At 59.8% G+C, this 20,282-nt stretch carries 17 protein-coding genes; 5 read left to right on the forward strand and 12 right to left on the reverse strand.

All coding sequences use genetic code 11. The features are described from left to right. Window positions 1-37 precede the first annotated feature (37 nt). Genes FAX90_RS11415 through FAX90_RS11425 form a run of 3 tightly spaced genes read right to left on the reverse strand, consistent with a single transcriptional unit; the run spans window position 38 to window position 2,480 of the window. Window positions 38-1,018: a calcium/sodium antiporter gene (locus tag FAX90_RS11415; protein ID WP_144097547.1), complete on the reverse strand. Its 981-nt coding sequence runs from the start codon at window positions 1,016-1,018 to the stop codon at window positions 38-40. After that, window positions 1,015-2,217 (reverse strand): Na+/H+ antiporter NhaA, encoded by a 1,203-nt coding sequence (gene nhaA / locus FAX90_RS11420; RefSeq protein WP_144097548.1) that lies wholly within the window; start codon window positions 2,215-2,217, stop codon window positions 1,015-1,017. The genes FAX90_RS11415 and nhaA overlap by 4 nt, the downstream gene beginning before the upstream one ends. Before the next feature lie 53 nt (window positions 2,218-2,270). Further along, window positions 2,271-2,480 (reverse strand): HP1242/YdcH family protein, encoded by a 210-nt coding sequence (locus FAX90_RS11425; RefSeq protein ID WP_170234959.1) that lies wholly within the window; start codon window positions 2,478-2,480, stop codon window positions 2,271-2,273. Between the two features lie 101 nt (window positions 2,481-2,581). On the opposite strand from FAX90_RS11425, the gene FAX90_RS11430 reads away from it, so the two are divergent. Then, window positions 2,582-3,523, forward strand: a complete 942-nt coding sequence (locus FAX90_RS11430) for a hydrogen peroxide-inducible genes activator (protein ID WP_144097550.1) — start codon at window positions 2,582-2,584, stop codon at window positions 3,521-3,523. Between the two features lie 132 nt (window positions 3,524-3,655). Here the strand turns inward: FAX90_RS11430 and FAX90_RS11435 are convergent, their stop codons facing one another. Next, entirely contained in the window at window positions 3,656-5,203 is a 1,548-nt protein-coding gene (locus FAX90_RS11435) for an aldehyde dehydrogenase (NADP(+)) (protein WP_144097551.1), read from the reverse strand. Further along, window positions 5,203-6,603, reverse strand: a complete 1,401-nt coding sequence (locus FAX90_RS11440; RefSeq protein WP_240704876.1) for an aldehyde dehydrogenase family protein — start codon at window positions 6,601-6,603, stop codon at window positions 5,203-5,205. Before FAX90_RS11440 ends, FAX90_RS11435 begins: the two co-directional genes overlap by 1 nt. 363 nt (window positions 6,604-6,966) lie before the next feature. On the opposite strand from FAX90_RS11440, the gene FAX90_RS11445 reads away from it, so the two are divergent. Further along, window positions 6,967-7,944 (forward strand): enolase C-terminal domain-like protein, encoded by a 978-nt coding sequence (locus tag FAX90_RS11445; RefSeq protein ID WP_144097553.1) that lies wholly within the window; start codon window positions 6,967-6,969, stop codon window positions 7,942-7,944. Continuing rightward, the gene (locus FAX90_RS11450; RefSeq protein ID WP_144097554.1) at window positions 7,941-9,122 is read left to right on the forward strand and encodes a mandelate racemase/muconate lactonizing enzyme family protein; all 1,182 of its coding nucleotides are present in this window, start codon (window positions 7,941-7,943) and stop codon (window positions 9,120-9,122) included. Before FAX90_RS11445 ends, FAX90_RS11450 begins: the two co-directional genes overlap by 4 nt. A 21-nt stretch (window positions 9,123-9,143) precedes the next feature. Here FAX90_RS11450 and FAX90_RS11455 read toward each other — a convergent pair whose 3' ends face one another. From FAX90_RS11455 to FAX90_RS11475, 5 genes are read right to left on the reverse strand one after another with little or no spacing between them, the layout of a single operon-like run. Then, window positions 9,144-10,007 carry an SMP-30/gluconolactonase/LRE family protein gene (locus FAX90_RS11455; protein WP_144097555.1) on the reverse strand — a complete coding sequence of 288 codons (864 nt, stop codon included), beginning with the start codon at window positions 10,005-10,007 and terminating at the stop codon, window positions 9,144-9,146. Between the two features lie 21 nt (window positions 10,008-10,028). Further along, entirely contained in the window at window positions 10,029-11,126 is a 1,098-nt protein-coding gene (locus FAX90_RS11460) for a mandelate racemase/muconate lactonizing enzyme family protein (protein WP_144097556.1), read from the reverse strand. Between the two features lie 10 nt (window positions 11,127-11,136). After that, on the reverse strand, window positions 11,137-11,607 hold the full coding sequence (locus FAX90_RS11465; RefSeq protein WP_205700678.1) for a nuclear transport factor 2 family protein: 471 nt from the start codon (window positions 11,605-11,607) through the stop codon (window positions 11,137-11,139). Further along, window positions 11,607-12,434, reverse strand: coding sequence for a 2-keto-4-pentenoate hydratase (locus FAX90_RS11470; protein WP_144097558.1), 828 nt, complete (start codon window positions 12,432-12,434; stop codon window positions 11,607-11,609). Before FAX90_RS11470 ends, FAX90_RS11465 begins: the two co-directional genes overlap by 1 nt. Before the next feature lie 55 nt (window positions 12,435-12,489). Beyond that, window positions 12,490-13,314 carry an HpcH/HpaI aldolase family protein gene (locus FAX90_RS11475; protein ID WP_144097559.1) on the reverse strand — a complete coding sequence of 275 codons (825 nt, stop codon included), beginning with the start codon at window positions 13,312-13,314 and terminating at the stop codon, window positions 12,490-12,492. A gap of 245 nt (window positions 13,315-13,559) precedes the next feature. Between FAX90_RS11475 and FAX90_RS11480 the strand changes: the two genes are divergently transcribed. Further along, entirely contained in the window at window positions 13,560-14,585 is a 1,026-nt protein-coding gene (locus FAX90_RS11480) for an aldo/keto reductase (protein ID WP_205700679.1), read from the forward strand. Window positions 14,586-14,644: 59 nt separating this feature from the next. On the opposite strand, the gene FAX90_RS11485 is transcribed toward FAX90_RS11480, so the two are convergent. Beyond that, window positions 14,645-16,315 (reverse strand): AMP-binding protein, encoded by a 1,671-nt coding sequence (locus tag FAX90_RS11485; protein ID WP_144097560.1) that lies wholly within the window; start codon window positions 16,313-16,315, stop codon window positions 14,645-14,647. Between the two features lie 75 nt (window positions 16,316-16,390). Further along, window positions 16,391-18,577, reverse strand: coding sequence for a TonB-dependent receptor (locus FAX90_RS11490; protein ID WP_144097561.1), 2,187 nt, complete (start codon window positions 18,575-18,577; stop codon window positions 16,391-16,393). Window positions 18,578-18,866: 289 nt separating this feature from the next. Between FAX90_RS11490 and FAX90_RS11495 the strand changes: the two genes are divergently transcribed. Continuing rightward, window positions 18,867-20,282 (forward strand): MFS transporter, encoded by a 1,416-nt coding sequence (locus FAX90_RS11495; RefSeq protein ID WP_170234961.1) that lies wholly within the window; start codon window positions 18,867-18,869, stop codon window positions 20,280-20,282.

Below are 20,282 nucleotides of genomic sequence, written 5' to 3' on the forward strand. Positions count from 1 at the left end.
AATGGGCGGCGCGGGCCGAAAAGGTGTCACTTGAGCATCAGGCGTTCGCGACAAGGAACCCGATGTAGGCGAAGTAAGTCACCAGCAGAATGAGTGCGGGCAGACGGGTGACCTTGCGATAGAAGGCAAGGCAAAGGATCGCGACCGCACCGGCCACCACGAGCCCGATGTCGAGCGGCAAGAGGTTCGCGGGGATCGCTCCGGGCGCGAGCAGCATCGTCGTGCCGCCGATCAGCAGGATGTTGTAGATGTTCGATCCCACGACATTGCCGAATGCGACCTCGGCCTCGCCCTTGCGTGCGGCGATCACGGATGTGACCAGCTCCGGCAGCGAAGTCCCAATGGCGACGATGGTAAGGCCGATCAGCGTCTCGGTCAGGCCCGCAAGGCGCGCCAGGTCGATGGCCCCGGTGACGAGCATTTTGCCCCCGCCGACCAGGACGGCAAGGCCCAGCAACGTCAAAAGGACCGGCTTGGCCCACCCGTTCCTGGCGGCATGCAAGCCCGTATCCGCCATTTCGAGTGCTTGCGCCCGGTCGTAAGGCGCATTGTGAACGACGTTGGGCTCTGCCTGGCGTTCTTCGCGGTAGCACCAGGCGATATAGCCGATAAGGCCGACAATCAGCGCCACGCCGATCAACATGCTCCCCGCCCCGGCTATGGCGAGCAATAGCAGAACCACGCTTGCGCCCAGCGCGACGCCCGGATCGCGCCAGCGGTTCTTCGCGGTGATCGCCATCGGCGCGACCAGTGCGGCCGCCCCCAGGATGAGCAGGCTGTTGGCGATGTTCGAACCCGCGATGTTGCCCCACGCGATTGCGGGGGAGCCAGCCATCGCGGCTTCCACGCTGGTGACCAGTTCGGGCATCGATGTGCCGAAACCGACGATGACGAGGCCGATGACAAGCGCGCTGACCCCCGCTTTTTCGGCAAGGCCGACCGCCCCGCGAACCAGCAGTTCGCCGCCCACGACCAGCAGGACCAGTCCGCCGACGACAAGAAGGATGGCCGTGATCATGCCTCGATTGCTTTCACCTTCTCCCGCGATGCCCGCGTCAGGACGATCACGCCCACGATGGCCGCGACGACCGAGCCGCTGAGCACGCCCAGCTTTACCGCCGCGATGCTGCCGGGATCGGCGAAAGCGAGGTTACCGATGAACAGGCTCATGGTGAAGCCGATACCGGCAAGACACGACAGCCCGTAAACGTGGCGCAGGCCGATCCCCGGTGGCAGGGTCGCCATACCCGTCTTCACCGCCAACCAGCAAGCGCCGGAAATGCCCACCTGCTTGCCGATGACAAGACCCGCCGCAATACCCAGCGATAGCGGAGCGAACAGCACGTCCAGTCCGCCGCCAGCGAACGAGACACCCGCATTGGCAAAGGCGAAAATCGGCAGGATCAGGAACGCGACCCAGGGATGCAGCGCATGCTCCAGCCGTTCCAGCGGCTGCTCGTCACCCGTGGCGATCGGCACGAACATCGCCGTGACGACGCCCGCCAGCGTGGCGTGAACCCCGGACTTGAGCACGCAGATCCACAGAAACGCGCCAAGCAGGAAATAGGGGATGGTGCGAGCGACCCTTGTACGGTTGAGCAGGAGCATGCCAGCAGCCGGAACTAGCGCGAGGGCGAGGGCACCAAGGTTCATATTCTCGGTATAGAACAGCGCGATGATCGCGATGGCGCCGATATCGTCGATGATCGCGATGGCGAGCAGCAGCGCCTTGAGAGCCACCGGTACTCGGCTTCCCAGAAGTGCCAGCAGACCAAGCGCAAAGGCGATATCGGTCGCGGCCGGGATCGCCCAGCCGCGAATGTTTTCAGGCGATCCGGCGTTGATCGCGACATAGACGAGCGCCGGGACAATCATCCCACCCAGGGCCGCATAGACCGGCAGCGAAGCCTGCTTCCAGCTGCGCAACTGGCCGGTCACGATCTCGCGCTTCACCTCCAGCCCGATCAGGAAGAAGAACAGCGCCATCAACCCGTCGTTGATCCACAGCAGCAAGGGCTTGTCGATCCTGACCAGATCGCCTGCACTGAACAGGACGGGGGTGGACAGAAGGTTCTGATACGCCGGGAAAAGGGGCGAATTCGCGATCACCAATGCGAAAGCGGCGGCAATCATCAGGGTGATGCCGCCGGCACTTTCGCTGGCGATGAATTCGCGCAGCCGGTCTAAAGGAGTGGGTTTCATAGTTTCCATCGTCATAAAGGCGGCGACCGGCGCGGAGATCGGGGAGGTTCGCCGGTCGCCGCGCGGCGTCAGCCCGTCAGGCCGCGCCCGTAATAATGCCGTTGCAGCGCCGCGATCTTGTCCTTGAGCCGCAGGCGTGCGCGCTTCATCGCTTTCACCTGTTCGCTGGCACCGATCGCTTTCGTAGTGTCGATCATGCGGTTGAGCGCACGATGCTCGCGCATCAGTTTGCGCAAATAGGGTTTCATGATTTTCTCGTCGGGGGACCTGTTCGTCATGTCACTCTCCATCGTTCGACAAGGCGAATATGGATTCGGCGCTGGCGATTATCCAATTCGAACAATTGCAACGTTCCAATAAGTTTTGCTAATGGTGCAAGATGCCGACGCTCAAGCAGATTTCCATCTTCGCCAAACTTGCCGAAACGCAGAACATGGGGGAGGCCGCGCGCCTCCTCGGACTAAGCCAACCTGCCCTGAGCCAACAGTTGATGGCGCTAGAAACCGAACTGACATCGAAACTTTTCGAACGCGTCCCGAAAGGGATGCAGCTCAGCCCCGGCGGCCGACAGCTCCTGCCCGCAGCCCTTACCGTTCTACGCGCCGTGCGCGATTTCAGCGACGTTGCGGACCGTGTTGCAGAGAGGTTCGTCGGCTCGATCCGGTTCGGGGTTTCGCCGACACTGGGGCCCTATCTCATGCCCGCGGTCATCAAGCGCCTGCACGAACGTTATCCCGGCATGCGACTGTTCATTCGCGAAGGCTTGCCTGAATTGCAGCAAGCCGATCTCGCGGCCGGACAGCTCGACATGGTGCTCTCGCCCCTGCCGATAGAGGGGCGGGGCCTGCATATCGAACCGCTGTTTCGCGAACCGCTGCACATCGTCTCGCCGCCGGACGATCCCTTGCACACCGTGATGCAGGGCAACCAGAGGAGTTTCGCCGACCGGACCTTCCTCACCCTCGATCACCGGCATCATTACCACCGCCAGCTCGTGGAAATCTGCCGGGATCTGGGCGCGACGATCATGTCCGATTACGAAGGCACCAGCCTCGATGCCTTGCAACAGATGGTCGGGTCGGGCGTCGGGCTGGCCATCCTTCCCGAACTCTACATCAGGTCCGGTGCGGGCGGGCTCGACATGGTGGCAGTCACCGATCCGCCGGGATGGCAGGAATTCCGCAGCATCGGCGCCGCATGGCGATCGAGCGCCGCGTTTGCCGATCTCTACGCGGAAATTGCAAAAGTCATTGCAGCAGAAGCGCGGTCCAAGCTGGACGATGCCCATGATGCGGCATCGTCTGCGCCTTCGATATCCTGAAAGGTTCTGCCAGTCCGATGGCAACTAGCCTTCAATTGGCCCAATTCGCCAATTTCGGCAGTGATTGCATCCTGCGAACCGCTGCAAAAACTCGCTCTTCTGCCGGCCAATAACCTGACAGACCCACCAAAATCAGCGGAACAGTCTTTCTGGAATGTCCTGATAACAGACCGGTCGCAAGAATCGGTCGATCGCAAGACTGCCGACCGAAGTCGACCTACCGTCGGACGTCGCCGGGAACGGGCCGCCGTGGACCATGGCGTCTGCGACCTCGACACCCGTACCGAAACCGTTGGCCAGGATTCTGCCTGCCTTCCGCTCCAGCACCGGCATAAGCGATCCTGCCGCGCGGAGATCGGAAGAAGCCAGATGTATCGCGATTGTAAGCTGTCCTTCCAGCGAATCGATGACTTCTCGTAGTTCGCTTTCGTCGTGGCATCTGACGAGCAAGGAGGCCGGTCCGAAAATTTCCTCCCCGAGCCTTTCTGAGGCAAGGAAATCGCGGGCACTGGCCTCGAACAGGATCGCTCCCGCCTCATACTCTCGGCATGTTTGCTCGGCTTCCGCAACGACTGCTGCATCATTCCGTCGATGCTGCACGGCTTCGTCATACCGCCCATGGATCATCGGCGTCAGCATCGTTCCGGCCGGCAAAACGGCAATCGCGGCACGTGCCGATTGGATAAAGCGATCCAGAGCCGGGCTTTCGATCGCGAGGAGCAGCCCCGGATTGGTGCAAAACTGACCAACGCCCAAGTTCAGCGATGCCGCGAATTCTTCGGCGATCGCGGCACCTCTCTCATCAAGAGCGCCGGGGAACAGGATGACCGGATTGATGCTGGACATCTCTGCATAGACAGGGATCGGCACCGTGCGCCGCGCCGCGATCTCCACAAGGGCCAAACCACCTGAACGCGATCCGGTAAAACCGACCGCCTTGATCCTGTGGTCCGTAACCAGGGCTGCGCCAAAATCATTGTCGGCGCCGATCAACATCGAAAACACGCCTGGCGGCATGTCGCACGCCTGTCTTGCCCTATCGACCGCACGAGCAACGAGTTCGGACGTTCCAAGATGCGCAGGATGCGCCTTCACGATAACGGGACATCCCGCCGCCAGCGCAGAGGCCGTGTCACCGCCCGCCACGGAAAAGGCCAAGGGAAAATTCGAAGCGCCGAACACGGCCACCGGACCGATCGCGATATGCCGCAAATAAAGCTCAGGCCGAGGCGCAGGCTGCCGGTCAGGCAGCGCTTCATCGTGGCGCGTTCGATCCCAAGTGCCTTGGCGCAAGTGGTTCGCAAACATCCGCAACTGGTTGCATGTGCGGCCTCGTTCCCCCTCCAGCCGCATGCGGGGTAAGCCGCTTTCGGCCATCACCCTGACTATCAGCCGATCTTCCAGCGCCTCGATCTCGGTCGCAATCGCCTCCAGAAAACGCGCGCGGTCTGCCGGGCTTCGCTCACGATAATCGTCGAAGTCGGCCTCTGCGGCGGAACACGCGGCTTCAATCTCCTCGGCTCCGGCGGTCGGATATTCAGGATCAAGGGGCCGTCCTGTTGCCGCCTCGCATGACCTGACAGTCGCATTACGACCGGTAGTCCAGCGTCCGGCTACCAACATTTTCCCGCTCAATTCATGCGCCTCGATCGAGGCTGCCCCGTCTATCCGACCGCCCATCAAGCCACCGCCCTGTTCGTGTAAATTGTCTGGGAATTGGTGTATTCGATAAGGCCGTCGATGGCGTTTTCGATCCCGACCCCCGATTGCTTGTGACCGCCAAAGGCAATGTGGGGCGAGAAACTGTGGATCTCATTGATCCACACGGTTCCGGCTTCGATCCTTTCCGCGATCTCCTGCGCGCGATCGATGTCGCTGCTCCAGACCGATGCGGCCAGGCCGTATTCGGTATCGTTGGCGCGCGCCACGACATCGTCGATGTCAGTAAACCGTAACAGCGGCAGAACCGGGCCGAACGCCTCTTCCTTGACGACACGGCTATCTTCAGGGGGATTATCGATGATCGTAACCGGTACGAAATAGCCGGTGCCGTCGGGCACATCGCCTCCGCAAAGGAACCGCAATCCGGTGTCTCGCGCATCGGCAAGAAGGTCGCGCAACTTGTCGAACTGCATCCGGTTCTGAATCGGGCCAAGATCAGTGCCTTGCATCGAACCATCCCCGGTCTTCACCGTGCCTGCGTATTCGACGAGCGCGCGAGAGACATCGTCGTAGATCGCATCGTGAATATAGATGCGCTTGGCCGAAACGCAGAATTGCGCACTGTTTTGAAATGCAGCCCAGAACAACTTCTCGGCGATCGCCACCGGATCGACGTCGGGCAAGACAATGGCGGGGTCATTGCCACCCAGTTCCAAGGTGATCCTCTTCAGGTTGCCGGAGGCCGATTCCATGACCTTTCGTCCGGTCGCGGTCGATCCGGTAAAACTGATCTTGCGCACGTCGGGATGCCGGGTCAGCCATCCACCCAGCTCATTCCCCCCGGAGACGACGTTGACAACGCCTGCAGGCAGGAACTCACTGGCCAGTTCGCCGAGCTTCAATGTGCACAGCGGCGTGTAAGGGGACGGCTTCAGCACAACGGTATTTCCCGCCGCCAGCGCCGGTGCGATTTTCCAGACTGCGAGCAGCAAGGGAAAATTCCACGGGGTAATCGCACCCACAACGCCTAAAGGCGTGCGCCGGTTTTCCACGCTGCGCCCCTCGCCCAGGTCTTCCTGGTGCAGCGGCAATTCCTGCGTTGCAATTTCGCGGCACCAATGCGCGGAACCGCCAACCTCCCACTCGGCACCTGCACGCGCCTTCCCTTGCTCAAGTGTCAGCAACCGCATGAAGCTTTCGGCGTTTTCCTCGATCGCGTCGCCGATCCGCGCGATCATCGCCTGCCTTTCGTCAACCGGGCGCGCAGACCAAGGGCCGAATGCGGCCTTCGCCGCTGCGACCGCCGTCTCCAACTGCTCATGGCTGGCGTCAGGCACCTGCGCGATGACCTGCTCAGTGGCGGGATTTACCGCTTCGAAGTGGCTTTCCGCATCGACGGATTTGCCCCCGATCGTCATTCGGTAATTGTCAAAGAAATCAATCGACATGGAACGCTCCCGCTTCAATCAGACCTCGCCCATAGGCCCTTCTGCAATGTTAGATAGCCACTTTTATCGGTTATATAGCTAGACATCGGCACAATATTTGCCTATCTAACATGTTAGTTAGAAGGATTGCAAGTGAGAGGTTCCGCGATGGTCGAAGCAGCGAGCACCACGCCGACAGGGACCAGGTGCGCATTCCCAATGGGGCGACCTCAAATCGCGACGCGATCGGTTGACCTTCCTGCCAAAGACGTCTTTCCTTTCAGCCGGAACATCGACGTACTCGAAGCATCCGCCACGGCGCGCATGACGAAACTCGCCATCTGATCGCCGGGCATGAACGAAGGTCCGGAAGCGCTGGATTTGAGAGTCGAAACAGTCACGATTGTCCCGGTCGAGGGAAATGCCGAGATCTGCCGGCTGTTGCTTGGCACGAATGTCGGCATCGTCGGCATGAGCTTGTGTGACAAGGCCACGGGCCTGATCGCCGCAAAGCTTGGCAATTCGGCGATTGCTGGCAAAGACCCGCGCGCTGCACCGGCGCTTTATCACGCACTCCACGCTGCCGATGCCGCTCCGCCCGCGATCGCCGCGCTCGACATCGCCTTGTGGGATGCAAAATCGAAGACGGAGGGCGTACCGCTCTGGCGGACCCTGGGCGGTAGTCGGGGGCCATGGAACGTGATGCGCGGCGATGCCAAGGGCCAGGCCATCCACGTTCAGCTGGAAGGCAATCTTGACCAGGACCTTGAACGCATTGCGGCAGCCCAAAGTGCGATCGCGCGTAAAATCGTCGAACCGGTCATCGCTCTCACTTTTCCTGCCAATTGGAACCACCCAGACGATGCAGCGAAAGTTATCGCCCATGCCCAGGCGATAGAACGCCACTTCGACATAGCCTTCATCGAACTGTCCCTTCCTTTAGACAGTACAGGGGCGCATCTCGCGATCGGCAAAGTCATCCGGGCCGCGCTATGCAATGGCAGGGGTTTCGGGCGCATCTCGGATTTTCGTCCCGCGCTGGAATGCAGGGCGCTGGACGGATATTTGCTTGACGTGGACGCCCTTGGCCTGACCGGCGCGATGGTGGTCGCGAATGCCGCTGCAGCTTATGATCTGCCGGTCTTGCTTGCACCGTCCATGGGCAATCTGGCGCTACACTTGTGCGGGGCGATGCCCAATTTTGCCTTCGCGATGTGGGATGGGCGCCTCACCGCAAGCGGTACAGGTCGGGCCGACCAGAGCCAATCCGTGCCGGGCCTTGATGCCACGCTTGGCGATGATCCCGGCATTGGGCTGGAGGGGTTCTCGTGAAGATCACAGACTTCAGGCTCGACACCTATGTCATGAAGATGGACCGCCTGGTCGGCGATGCCAATCTGCCCGACGGGACCGAGATGATGCCCGGGGCAATCCTGCGCATCGGGACCGACGAAGGACTGGAAGGTATTTCGCTGGGCTTTGGCACGGGGATTGCCGAACTCTTCCCGGCGATTGAGGGGTGCGACCCGCGTGACACCGTTCACCTTTGGAAACGCATTCGGGACTGGCTGCACAAGGCCGGTAACGAGGGCATGGCCTCGCTTTCATTCAGCGCGATCGATGCCGCACTGTGGGATCTCAAGGCAAAGATCGCAGGCGTGCCGCTCTGGCAGCTGCTGGGTGGGCGCGAGGGCCGGGTTAAGGCCTATGCGTCGGGGCTGGACTATTGCCTGTCGGATGAAGACCTGTTCCGGTTTTACAGACGCATGGCCGAACGGGGTGTTGGCGCGGGCAAGCTCAAGGTCGGGCTGGACCTGAAGGCCGACATGCGCCGCATCGGGATCATGCAGGAAGCGCTCAGCATCGCCAGCGACAAGCCGGAGCTGATGATCGATGCGAACGAATACTGGTCAGCGCGCCACGCAATCCGCTGGATGGCCCGGATCGAAGAGAAATTCGACATCGTCTGGGTGGAAGAACCCGCAGCGCGCCATGATTACCTCGGCTTACGCCAGGTTTCGGATAGCATTCGCGCAAGTGTGGCCAGCGCCGAGAATCTGAAGTCGCTGGAGCAAGTCTCTCCACTCCTCGCGAACCGGTCAGCCAGCATTCTCAACCTGTCGGCCAACCATTCCGGGGTAACCGGTTGCCGCCAGATCGCCCAGGCGGCACACGGATTTGGCGTATCGGTGTCGATGATGAATTGTCAGGCGAATTTCATGGCGCATGTCGCTGCGGCGCTGCCCAACCATACCATGATGGAAGTGGTCGACCCCGGACGGGAACACTGCCTGACATTCGATAACTGGATAGAAGATGGCCATATCGTCATGGGCGAGGCCCCGGGCTTTGGCATCGGCGTCCGTGAAGACGTGCTGGCCATGTTGCAGGCCGATCCGCCGCAAGGAAAGGGCAAGTTCCCATTTCCCCGTCGTGAGGGGGCGGGCCTTTACATCGTGCCGCCACAGCCTGGCGAAGTGCCCTGGGCCACTACGCAACCGGAAGAATAACGGGCATGCCCGGCTGGATCGTCAACGATACAGCGGAAGGCCGTCCACTCCGACATGGATTTTTTGCAACGTATTGGTCGACGCTTCGGTGACATAAAGATCGCCGCTTCCTGGCTGTCCGAATGCAAGGTTCGTGGGATGCGTTCCTTCCACCGGGATGCGGCTTTCGACCGTACCGTCAGGCGCCAGAACGGTGATATCCCCCTGCCCGAATACGGCGTGGAAGGATCGACCGTCAGCCGCGAATTTCATGCCATCCGGTCCCTTGACCTCCTCCATCGCACGCGGCGTTGCAACGACATTGCCGAAAGGTATTCGCCGGCCTTGTGACGCGATACGAAATATCTCTCCAGTCAGCGTTTCGTTGGCAAACAACTGCCCATCACTTGAAAACGCCAGGCCATTGGCGAACTGGATGCCCGACAACAGGCATGTCACTTCTCTGGAAGCCGGATCGATGCGGAAAATGCGGCCGTCGACTGGCAGCTTGTACCACTCGGGATTGACCTCACCATTCGGTGCAAGATCGTCTTCCAGAACACCCGAATCCGTCATGTAGATGGCACCGTCCGGTCCCACTGCGACATCGTTGGGAAAGAGAAATCGTTCTCCGTCGCAAGCGTCCGCGACCGTGTCGATCCGACCATCCGGGGCCAGCCGAAGCAGCGCGCGCTGCCGCGTCTCGGCCACCCAGATATTGCCCGCGCGGTCCATCGCCAGCCCATTGGGGCGCCCGGTCTGCGCCAGCACCTCCTTTTCCCGACCATCAGCCGATATTCGGGAAATCTGGCCTGTCGCCGGCGACATTTCGACAACAAGCAACCCACCATCGTCGAGCATGACTGGGCCTTCTGGAAATTCGAGACCGGATGCGAGTATGGCCATAATCTATATTCCAGTTGCAGCTCAGGCCACGCGGAATCGCGTGAAAGCCTCTTCGCCAAATTCGGTGGACGCCCCCGGCCGGTCCGGCGCCAGACATGCACCGTGCTTCAACTTCAGTTGATCCTCAAACGGCCCCTCGTCCCAGAACGGAATGACTTCCAGCATCCATGCATTGGAGTTCGCCCGAACGAGATGCTGATGGATTTGCCCAATATCGCCAGCGTGGGGACAGATTTGGAGCCCCGATTTTGCAGCGGCCTCTGCCACGTCCAGCCAAGGCGTAATCCCGCCAACGCGGCACGCGTCGACTTGCACGACATCCACGGCGCCACGCGCGATAAACGCATCGAACAGATGCGAAGAGTAGACATTTTCGCCCAGCGCCAAAGGCATTCGACAAGCCTCATTCAAACGCGCGTGACCATCGATGTCGTCTGGATGGAGTGGTTCTTCGATCCACCCCAGATCGAAGGATTCCAACCGCTGCACCGCTTGTTGCGCACGCGTCAGATCCCAGTTCTGGTTGGCATCGGCCATCAGCAGAATGTCGTTGCCAATGACTGCGCGAACAGCTTCCACCCGCGCGATATCCGCATCGAGATCAGGGCCACCAACCTTGATTTTCAAAGCTGAGAAACCGTCGTCGATCTGGCGCAGCGCTTCATCGCGCAGCCGCTCGACAGAGAAATTCAGCCACCCGCCATTGGTATTGTATGCGGGAAACGGCGAAGCATCATCACCGCCCAGCAATCGCCACAACGGCAACCCGGCGTGCTTTGCACACAAGTCCCACAAAGCGATATCTATGGCCGAAAGCGCGACGTGAACCGCCCCCGCACGGCCAATCCACAGCCCCTTTCCGCTATAGAGCCGCGACCATATGTCACGCACGTTGCGGGGATCTTCGCCGATAATTTCGTCCGCCAACAGGGTATCGAGGGCGCATTTGACGACAGCGGCCCCGTGACCGACGGTTGCGAACCATCCCGTGCCCACCATTCCGCAAGCGGTTCTGACACGCAGGCCGACAAACTCGATCCGTTCTACCGAACGCTGACTATCTGCGATGCCGGGAACAGGCACATGCAGGATAAATGTCTCGGTATCGGCGATCTTCATGGCAATGGCCCTAGCGGCGCCCCTGGATGACAGGCGGTTCCATCGGATAGCCCAATGCTTCGTAGTCGTAGTCACCCAGCATGTGGCTCTGGATCGGATCGGGCACAGCAGGGGCGGCGTAATATGCCCTGATCTGCGTGATCAGACCCCTTTCAGAAAAAATGTACCACTCATCTCCGCGCAGATAGATGCCCTGCCCGGTCTTGAAATGCGTCCACTCGATAACCGCCTCTCGCTTGGCGGGGTCAGCCAGAACGCGATCAACGGTCCAGATCGAGCCCAGATTGCGCACTGCAGCGATCCAGCCATTGGCAATTCCCGCGGCACCGAAAAACGTGCCCTGCGGCGCCCCGGCCGGAAAGTAGTGATTGGCCTCCGGCTCCATGCACCCGACCATCTTGTCAAAGTCGGCCTCGTTGCAACCGTCGAAATACTCCCGAATGGTGGCTTCCATCCCTGCGGCCGTCGTATCGCGCATCATCAAGCCTCCTTCACGACAGTTGGCCGGCCGGTAAAGTTCAACGCAACCTCGCCCAATCGGGCAATGCTGCCGGTGGCGGAACCCTTTCCGGCGATCCGGTAAGATCGGGTGCATGTGCCCGGCAAGACGATGTCACCCGCATGCAGGTGGTTTCCGAATTCGGAGATCTTGTTTGCCAGCCAGGCTATCCCGTTGGCAGGATGGCCGAGGATCGCACTGGTATTTCCTTCTTCGACCAACACCCCATCAACGTGAAGCTCGGTACGCAATTCGCGCAGATCGAAGTCCCGTGGGCCAAACCTGGTTTCCCCCATCAATACGAAGGCAGACGATCCATTGTCGCTCACCGTGTCCTCAAGCTTGATGCGCCAGTCCTCGATCCGGGAATCGATGATTTCAAAGCAAATCGATATGTAATCGGTCGCATCCAGCACGTGATCGACTGTCAGACCGGGACCTTTAAGGTCCTTTTTCAGCACGAAGGCAGGCTCGACCTCGATCTGCGGATCGATCAATCGATCGAGAGCGAGGGGCTGCCCGGGGTCAAGCATCATGGCGTCGGTGAGGTGGCCGTAGTCAGGTTCGTCCACTCCGAACAATTGCTGCATCGCTATCGCGGTCAGACCGATCTTGTGACCAATCACTCGCTGGCCATTCTTTACCGCGCGATCGATATTGTGCCGCTGGATCCGGTAGGCCTCTGCAAGCGACAGGTCGGGAACCGTGTCGGTCAAGGGTTTGATCGGAGCGCGGGTTTCCTGCGCATTGTGCAGACTGTCGGCAAGACCGACCAACAGGTCTCCGCGAGAAACGGTGGATTGCTGCATGGTATCTCAGATCTTTCGTTGTTGCGGCCCGTGGTGGGCGGAAGTTCTTGTTGGGCTAGGCGGCATTTGACGGTGAACGGCCGGCAAGCACGGATTTCGCGCCATCCAGCAGCATCCGACCATCAAAGCTGAGGCATTGCAGAGTGACGTTCTTCGCCGCCCACTCATTGCTGTCCGCAATCGTGTCGATGTAGATGCCGAACCGGACATCGCTTCCGCATCGCGCAATAGCCTCGTCGATCGCACCGAATACGCGCTGCTCGCCCGGCGAAATCCCTAGTGCGAGCGCGAGGTCGTAAGGTCCGAAGAACAGCGCATCGAGCCCCTCGATCGAAGCGATTTCCGGCGCTGCGGCAAGGCCGTCGACACCCTCAATCTGGACGATCGTGAAGACAGATTGGTTCAGGTCCGCCACCTGGTCGGCGAGCGATGCGAAGCGACAGATCGGTGAAAGCCCCCGCCCGCCTGCACCGCCATATCTGCATGCCTGAACGATCTGCCTCGCCTCTTCCGCGCAGGAAATGTGCGGTGCCATGATCCCGTTCGCACCAAGATCGAGAATCTTTCCGATCAAGCCTGGCGAATTATCCCAAGGACGCACGATTACCGGCAAGCGAACCGCATGCGCTGCTGCAATCATCGCTTCGAGACGTTCGAATCCGAAGGCGGAGTGCTCAAGATCGAGCACCACGAAATCGAATCCGGCTTGAGCAATGATCGTAACCGTCGTCGGTGCAGCAAGCTCGATGAGGAAAGTGCCGATCAAGGCGCCTTCTTGCATGCCGATGCGCATCTGACGGCCAAGCGTGAGGGGCACGGTTAACCCTGCCCGCTTGCGCTCAGCGAAAACCGGATCCCCCATCCCCTCCTCGTTTTGCATCTCGCCTCCTCAAGCGGGCTTCCAACAAGCCTGACCCATGATTAGGTGCTGTCTAACATGTTAGTAGAGCTCAAGCAAGCGCCTATCGCACACCTCGCTTCGGACAAATTTCAAACGCATATCTCTCATAAAATCGTCTATCTTAAACCTTATCGCCGACCATCTGCGGGCCCAGCCCACTTGACGCGCCACTCTATTCTGGCATGTTAGATTGCAAGCCACTTTACACAGGAAGGATCGATCCCATGGCCATGCCGGGCAGTGTTCACGCGTTCACGACGCGAGCGGGACAGTCTGTTGAGTTCACCGCACTGGGTTTCGGGACGGCATGCCTTGGCAACTATCGAAAGAAGCTAAGCGATGATGAGGCCTTGAACACGCTGGAAGCGGGCTGGGAGATGGGCCTTCGCTACTTCGATACCGCCCCGTTTTATGGATTTTCCCTGGCCGAACGCCGGCTTGGACAATTGCTATCCGCCAAGCCTCGCGACAGCTTTACGCTCTCCACCAAAGTCGGCCGGATCCTGGAACCTTGTGACCCGTCTCAGACCAACCAGGACCTTTACCTCGGTGCGGCCAATTTCATTCCGCAATATGATTACAGTTATGATGGGGTCATGCGCTCCTACGAGGAGAGCCTTGCACGGATCGGTGTGGAACGGATCGATATTCTTTACGTCCATGACATCGACGCGCTGGTTCACGGTGGGCGCGAAGCGGCGGTTGCCCGCACACGAGAGCTGTTCGACACCGGCGGGTGGAAAGCCTTGAGCGAGCTGCGGGATAACGGTGACGTGAAAGCCGTCGGGATCGGTGTCAATGAATGGCAACCTTGCAAGCTGATGCTGGAACTCGCCGATCCGGATCTCTTTTTGCTCGCCGGGCGCTACACGCTGATCGAGACCGAGCCCCTCGAAACGCTGTTTCCCAAATGCGAAGCGCGCGGCGTGGGCATCGTCATTGGCGGCCCGTACAATTCCGGAATCCTTGCCGGCGGAGAAACCTACAACTACGGCGACGTCCCTGACGAGGTCATGCAAAAAGTCGCCAAGGTCCGGACGATCTGTGCGGACCATGGCGTAACCCTGCCCGCAGCCGCCCTGCAGTTCGCCCATGCGCCATCGGTTGTCACAAGTGTCATACCTGGGCCGATGAGCGTCGAGGAAGTTCGTTCAAACGGCGCGTTTCTGCAGGAGGAAATACCGCCCGCGTTCTGGCGATCGTTGAAGGACGAGGGCGTCATTCCTGACAAAGCGCCCGTTCCGATTTGAGAGCCTGGCGGTTCCTGATCGGCGTTTTGGCAAAGCTGACGATGCCGGATGGCGAACGGTCAACCGGTTTGCTGTTCCAGCTCGACGACCATCCTGTCGCGGATAATGAATTTCTGGACCTTTCCCGTCACCGTCATGGGAAGTGCCTCTACAAAGCGTATATAACGCGGGATCTTGTAATGGGCGATCTGCCCCGAACAGAAATCGCGCACGCCAGATTCATCGAGCCCACATTCACTGCGAAGGGTTATCCATGCGCAGATTTCCTCGCCGAATTTGACATCGGGCACCCCGACCACAGCAACGTCGGCAATGGCCGGGTGGCTGTACAGGAATTCCTCGATCTCCCGCGGGTAAACATTCTCGCCGCCACGGATGATCATGTCCTTGATGCGCCCGACAATCTGGCAATAGCCCTCTTCGTCGATGACGCCGAGGTCGCCAGTATGCATCCATCCTGCATCGTCGATGGCTTCTCGCGTGCGCGCTTCGTCGTCCCAATATCCGGGCATTACCGAATATCCGCGAACGCACAGTTCGCCCGCTGTGCCGCGTGGGACGACAGATCCGGTCTCAGGATTTACGACCTTCGCCTCAAGGTGGGGCTGAATGCGCCCGACCGTGCTGACCCGCCGTTCCAGCGGATCTTCGGTATCGCTCTGAAAACTGACAGGGCTGGTTTCCGTCATCCCGTAAGCGATGGTCACATCGCTCATGTGCATGCGCCTGACCGTGTCCCGCATCACCTCTATTGGGCACGGCGACCCCGCCATGATCCCGCCGCGCAAAGTGGAAAGATCGTACCGCTCGAAATCCGGATGTTCCAGTTCGGCAATGAACATCGTCGGCACGCCATAGAGCATCGAGCATCGTTCCTGCGCGATGCTCTCCAGAACAGCGAGGGGGTCGAAGCCTTCCGAGGGGTAGACCATCGTCGCCCCGTGAACGACGCAAGCCAGATTGGCCATGACCATGCCAAAGCAGTGATAAAGCGGCACGGGAATGCAAAGCCTGTCTCCCGCGCCAAGACCTGCAGCGCGTCCAACGAAGAAGGCATTGTTGACAAGGTTGCGATGGGTCAGCGTCGCCCCTTTGGGCTTGCCCGTCGTTCCGCTGGTGAACTGGATGTTGATCGGATCACGATTGTCCAGCACGGCAGCGCTGTGATCAATAGTGTCGCCCGGTTCCGCGTCTATCGCTGCGAACGGCAACCACCCCACCCGCTCGGCCCTGCCGATCAGGATCAGCCGTTCGAGAGCTGGTAAACGGGCGCAGGCAAACGCCTCGCCGCCGCTGGATTTCACTTCGGGGGCGAGCGTTTCCATCATATCTGCATACTGGCTCGTCTTGAAGCTTTCGGTGCAGACAAGCGCGCGCACGCCGACCTTGTTCAGTGCATATTCGACTTCGGACAGGCGATAGGCAGGGTTGATATTGACCTGGATCAGGCCGACGCGGGCCGTGGCGAACTGACACAAGGTCCATTCGGCACAGTTGGGTGCCCAGACACCGATACGGTCGCCTTTTTCCAGCCCGAGTGCGAGCAACCCCGCCGCAAGCCGATCGACAGCGGCGGCAAGCTCGGCGTAAGTCATCCGCACGCTCTGGCTTACGCTGACCAATGCTTCGGCATCGGGCCAACGGCCTGCCGCATCGGCGAGCACATCGCCAATACAGGCTTCGATAAGGTCTGGCTTGGTGGCACCTGCCACCTGACTCTCTGACGTCATGATCAAGGGCCTGCTGTGGATTATCCCGGCAGGCGGGGCACTCTATGCGGTGCACCGCCTGCCAAATTGCAGGGTTCAGAATTCAAAGCCCAGCTTCACCCCATACTGTCGCGGGGCTGCCGGGTACCAAATCCGCCCAAGGTCCTGGATGCCGGCCACGAACCGCTTGTCGGCCAGGTTCTCGACCCAGAAATCGACGGAGAAGGGACCCTTCTGGACCATCAAACCCGCATTAATGAGCGTACGTGACGGCAAGCGCGTTTCGGGAACGTCGAACAAGGCGCCCAGCTGCTTGGACTGGCTCGAGACATCGACACGCGGTGTGATGGTCGTGTCCTCGCTGACCAGAAACTCATATCTGGCACCGCCGTTGAACGCGAACTTCGGCGCAAAGGGCGATTTGCCGCCGCTGATCGAAATCACGTTGTTCGGCGGGGGAAGAAACGGGCTGACGACATTGGGGAAATCCCCCAGCTTGCTATCCAGATAGGCGACACTGGCATCGAAATGAAACCCGCCAAGACGTGCCTGCAATGCAAATTCCGCACCGTAGATCTTACTTTGCCCGTCCGCGTTCTGCAGCAGGTTCTGGCCACCCAGATCGGGGTTCGCGAACTGCGCCTGATAGTTTGAGAGCGTCTGATAGAAGGCTGCAAATTGCGTCTGCACCTTGCGCCCGGCCCAGTTCGCTTTCCAGCCCAGTTCGTAGTTCCAGACCCGTTCCTTATCGAACTTGGCGCCGCCAACGATGTTGAAGCCCCCGCTGATATGCGCACGGGCGACATTGGCGTAAATGTTGTGATCCCGATTGGGGTTGAAGCTCAACGTGAACTTCCCGTCGACATCGGATTCGCTCAGGCTCTGGGTACCGGCAAAGAACGGAATGGTCGGGTCCGCTGTGCCATCACCGAACACGATGTCGGTCTGGTTTCTCGTCTTGTAGTTCGAATAGCGCAGGCCCAGTTCCGCATAGAAACGCGGGTCGAACTTGTATTTGAGGTCGACGAAGGCTGACAGGTCCTTCTCACGTTTCCGGTACGGCGTCGCCAGGCCAAGATAGGGAAATTCCGAGCTTTGGACAAAGCCGCCGAGATCTCCCGGTTCGCCATAGAAATTGAAGCCATCGTTCTCGACATCTTCGATCACCGTGTCGGTGCGCTGATAAAACGCACCAAGGATGTACGAGAACGGATGATCGTCATCATCGGGTGAGATCAGGTTCAGTTCCTGCGAGTAGAGTTTGAATGTACCCGCGCTGTCGAAGCGATCGTTGGATGGGGCCGCGCCGTTGCGATCGAAATTATTGATCGTGTGAACGCCCTGATAACCACTGACGGAGCGCAGTTCCACGCCGCTGTCCAGCGTGTAGGACATCTTGCCTACGAGACGAGCCGACTTGTCGCGATAGGCGAAATTGGCATTCTGCACGTAATCGTAGAGATCGGCACCGTAACTGCTCGTCAGATTGCCGCCGAAATCCAGATCACTCAGGTCCAGGCGCAATTCCGCCGAGAATGCGGTGTCCGGTTCCCACAAGGCACCCAGCCGCACGCTGTCCTGATTTGGCCGTCCGGGCCGTCCGGTAAAATCACCGGTGAGAGACTCGCCCAGGATCTTGTCCCGCTGAAAGTGGCGATAGGCAAGGCGCACGCCAAACGTATCGCTGAGCGGAGCATTCAGAACCAGCGTGCCACCATACTGCTGGTAGTTGCCGTACTCGACTTGCGCCTTGCCGCTAAAGCCGCTGAGATCGGGGGACGCAGTTCGGATGAAGATGGCCCCGCCTGCCGCGCTCTTGCCGGCGACCGTGCCCTGAGGGCCCTTCAGAACTTCGACACCGGCAATGTCAAAATAAGGCTCGTTCTGAAAATATCCGGGAAACGTCGGCACCGAATCCCGGTAGAGAACGACACCCGATGGCAACTCGATATCCACCGCACTGCGGCCGATACCGCGTATGTTGAGCACGTTGGCCGAACCATAGTCCGCCATGGTGAGTCCGGGAGCCGCATATTGCAGGCTCTGGATACCGTCCACGCCCTTGGCTTCCAGCATGGCGCCGGTCAGGACAGTGGCCGAAATGGGAACTTCCTGAAGGCTCTCTGCACGGCGCTGTGCGGTAACGACGATCTCACCGAAACCATCGCCTGCATCACCCGCCCCGGTGCGCTCTGCCTCCTGGGCAAGAGCCGGACTGGCCAGTCCCACCGCCAGGACAAGTGCAGGCACCGTCGATACGAATTTCCCGGTATGCCGAACCATTCCCTTTTCCCCTCACCATTCGTTCGATCTGACCCCGTGTAACATGTTAGTTAGGGCGATGCAACAGTTGTCCTTCTCGTCTCACGAATATGATGCTGCCGATATTATATCGCTATATTTCGGCCTCTTATGGCATATTTTACTGTGGAAAGGCGGTCTTGCTCCGTAAAAATATGCGGATAGGCCCCCGGAAAGATTCCGATAGGTGTTTGCAATCTGGCATGTTAATTCGAACTCCAAATTGCGGAGAGCATAAATGCCAGCTGAAGTTGTCTCCAAGGGATTGCCAATGGCCACCCGCACCCCGTCGCTGGGCGGTCTGGATCGTGGTGAATGGGGCTGGACGATATTCGAATTCGCGCGGGCACCTGCCGCCACGATCATCTTCATGTTCGTCTTTGCTCCCTATTTTACCCGCTTCGTGGTTGGGGATACGGTCAAGGGGGTCGAATACTGGGGTATGGCGAACGCCATCGGTGCCGTGCTGATTGCATGCCTGGCGCCAGTGATCGGCGCGGTCGTCGATCGTATGGGCCGACGCAAACCCTGGCTTATCCTCGCCGTCGTCCTGCTCGCGATGGCTGAGGGCAGTCTCTGGTTCGCGCTCCCCTCCGGCCAAGGGGGGCTTAGCTGGCGAACGATCGTCATGGTCTTGGCGCTATCGGCGTTCCTGGTCGAAGTCACCGCCATGTTGCATAATGCCATGTTGGACACTGTCGCCGCCCCGGCACAAGCCGGACGACTTTCAGGATTTGGCTATGCCGCCTCGAATGCGGGCACGCTTTGCGCGTTGGGCGCAATGCTGGTTTTCATCGTTCTGCCGGCAAGCGGCACCATCCTTATCCCGGGCATGGGCATCGGGCAGTGGCTGGATGCCGCTTCGCATCAGCATGACCGCTTGGCCGGACCTTATGCCGCCGCATGGCTGGTCTTGTTCACGGTACCATTCGCGCTGCTCACGCCGGACAAGCCCGCATCCGGCGTCCCGGTATTCAAGGCTGTCACAGAAGGGGTAGCTCAGCTTTGGGAAACGGTGCGAAGAGCACGTAGTATGGCCAACATCGGGCGCTTTCTGCTCGCGCGGATGATCTACAACGACGCGATCATCGCGCTTCAGGCCTATGCCGCCATCTATGGGGCCAGCGTTTTCGGATGGGAGAGCAGCGACATCCTGATCTTCGCGTTGATGCTCGCCACGGCTTGCGCACTGGGCGGCCTGATTGCCAGTCGAGCAGATGGCGCAATCGGTTCGCGCGGCGTTATCGTCTATGGCAATTTCGCCATCGGGACGATGCTCATCCTCATGGTTTCATGCTCTCAAGACCAGATACTGTTCGTGCCGGTGACGAGCCTTCTTCGCGGGACCAGCCTCTTTGCCTTGCCTGCCAGTCTTCCCGAGATGGTCTTCATCATCGCGTTTCTGGTTCTAGGCGCGGTGGCGACCATGGTTCTGGTCAGCAGCCGGTCGCTTCTGGTCAAACTCTGTCCGCCTGGGATGGCCACACAGTTCTTCGGAATCTATTCGCTGTCGGGTTATGCCACCGCATTCGCCGGTCACGCGCTGGTCGCCGGTGTGACCGCTGCATCGAATAGCCTGACACTCGGCATTGCGTCATTGCTACTGCTGCTGACCATCGGCCTCTTCCTGATGCGCGAAGTGCGTGAAGAGCGGGCCGAGCCGGTGGTTTCCCCGGCAATCGCCTGA

It is taken from the genome of Croceicoccus sediminis, assembly GCF_007570835.1.
GTDB lineage: Bacteria > Pseudomonadota > Alphaproteobacteria > Sphingomonadales > Sphingomonadaceae > Croceicoccus > Croceicoccus sediminis.

What these genes read in the sequence shown, in the direction of transcription:
- FAX90_RS11415 (WP_144097547.1), bottom strand. Translation starts at nt 1,018, where the DNA reads ATGATCACGGCCATCCTTCTTGTCGTCGGCGGACTGGTCCTGCTGGTC.
- nhaA (WP_144097548.1), bottom strand. Translation starts at nt 2,217, where the DNA reads ATGACGATGGAAACTATGAAACCCACTCCTTTAGACCGGCTGCGCGAA.
- FAX90_RS11425 (WP_170234959.1), bottom strand. Translation starts at nt 2,480, where the DNA reads ATGACGAACAGGTCCCCCGACGAGAAAATCATGAAACCCTATTTGCGC.
- FAX90_RS11430 (WP_144097550.1), top strand. Translation starts at nt 2,582, where the DNA reads ATGCCGACGCTCAAGCAGATTTCCATCTTCGCCAAACTTGCCGAAACG.
- FAX90_RS11435 (WP_144097551.1), bottom strand. Translation starts at nt 5,203, where the DNA reads ATGGGCGGTCGGATAGACGGGGCAGCCTCGATCGAGGCGCATGAATTG.
- FAX90_RS11440 (WP_240704876.1), bottom strand. Translation starts at nt 6,603, where the DNA reads ATGACGATCGGGGGCAAATCCGTCGATGCGGAAAGCCACTTCGAAGCG.
- FAX90_RS11445 (WP_144097553.1), top strand. Translation starts at nt 6,967, where the DNA reads ATGAACGAAGGTCCGGAAGCGCTGGATTTGAGAGTCGAAACAGTCACG.
- FAX90_RS11455 (WP_144097555.1), bottom strand. Translation starts at nt 10,007, where the DNA reads ATGGCCATACTCGCATCCGGTCTCGAATTTCCAGAAGGCCCAGTCATG.
- FAX90_RS11460 (WP_144097556.1), bottom strand. Translation starts at nt 11,126, where the DNA reads ATGAAGATCGCCGATACCGAGACATTTATCCTGCATGTGCCTGTTCCC.
- FAX90_RS11465 (WP_205700678.1), bottom strand. Translation starts at nt 11,607, where the DNA reads ATGATGCGCGATACGACGGCCGCAGGGATGGAAGCCACCATTCGGGAG.
- FAX90_RS11470 (WP_144097558.1), bottom strand. Translation starts at nt 12,434, where the DNA reads ATGCAGCAATCCACCGTTTCTCGCGGAGACCTGTTGGTCGGTCTTGCC.
- FAX90_RS11475 (WP_144097559.1), bottom strand. Translation starts at nt 13,314, where the DNA reads ATGCAAAACGAGGAGGGGATGGGGGATCCGGTTTTCGCTGAGCGCAAG.
- FAX90_RS11480 (WP_205700679.1), top strand. Translation starts at nt 13,560, where the DNA reads ATGGCCATGCCGGGCAGTGTTCACGCGTTCACGACGCGAGCGGGACAG.
- FAX90_RS11485 (WP_144097560.1), bottom strand. Translation starts at nt 16,315, where the DNA reads ATGACGTCAGAGAGTCAGGTGGCAGGTGCCACCAAGCCAGACCTTATC.
- FAX90_RS11490 (WP_144097561.1), bottom strand. Translation starts at nt 18,577, where the DNA reads ATGGTTCGGCATACCGGGAAATTCGTATCGACGGTGCCTGCACTTGTC.
- FAX90_RS11495 (WP_170234961.1), top strand. Translation starts at nt 18,867, where the DNA reads ATGGCCACCCGCACCCCGTCGCTGGGCGGTCTGGATCGTGGTGAATGG.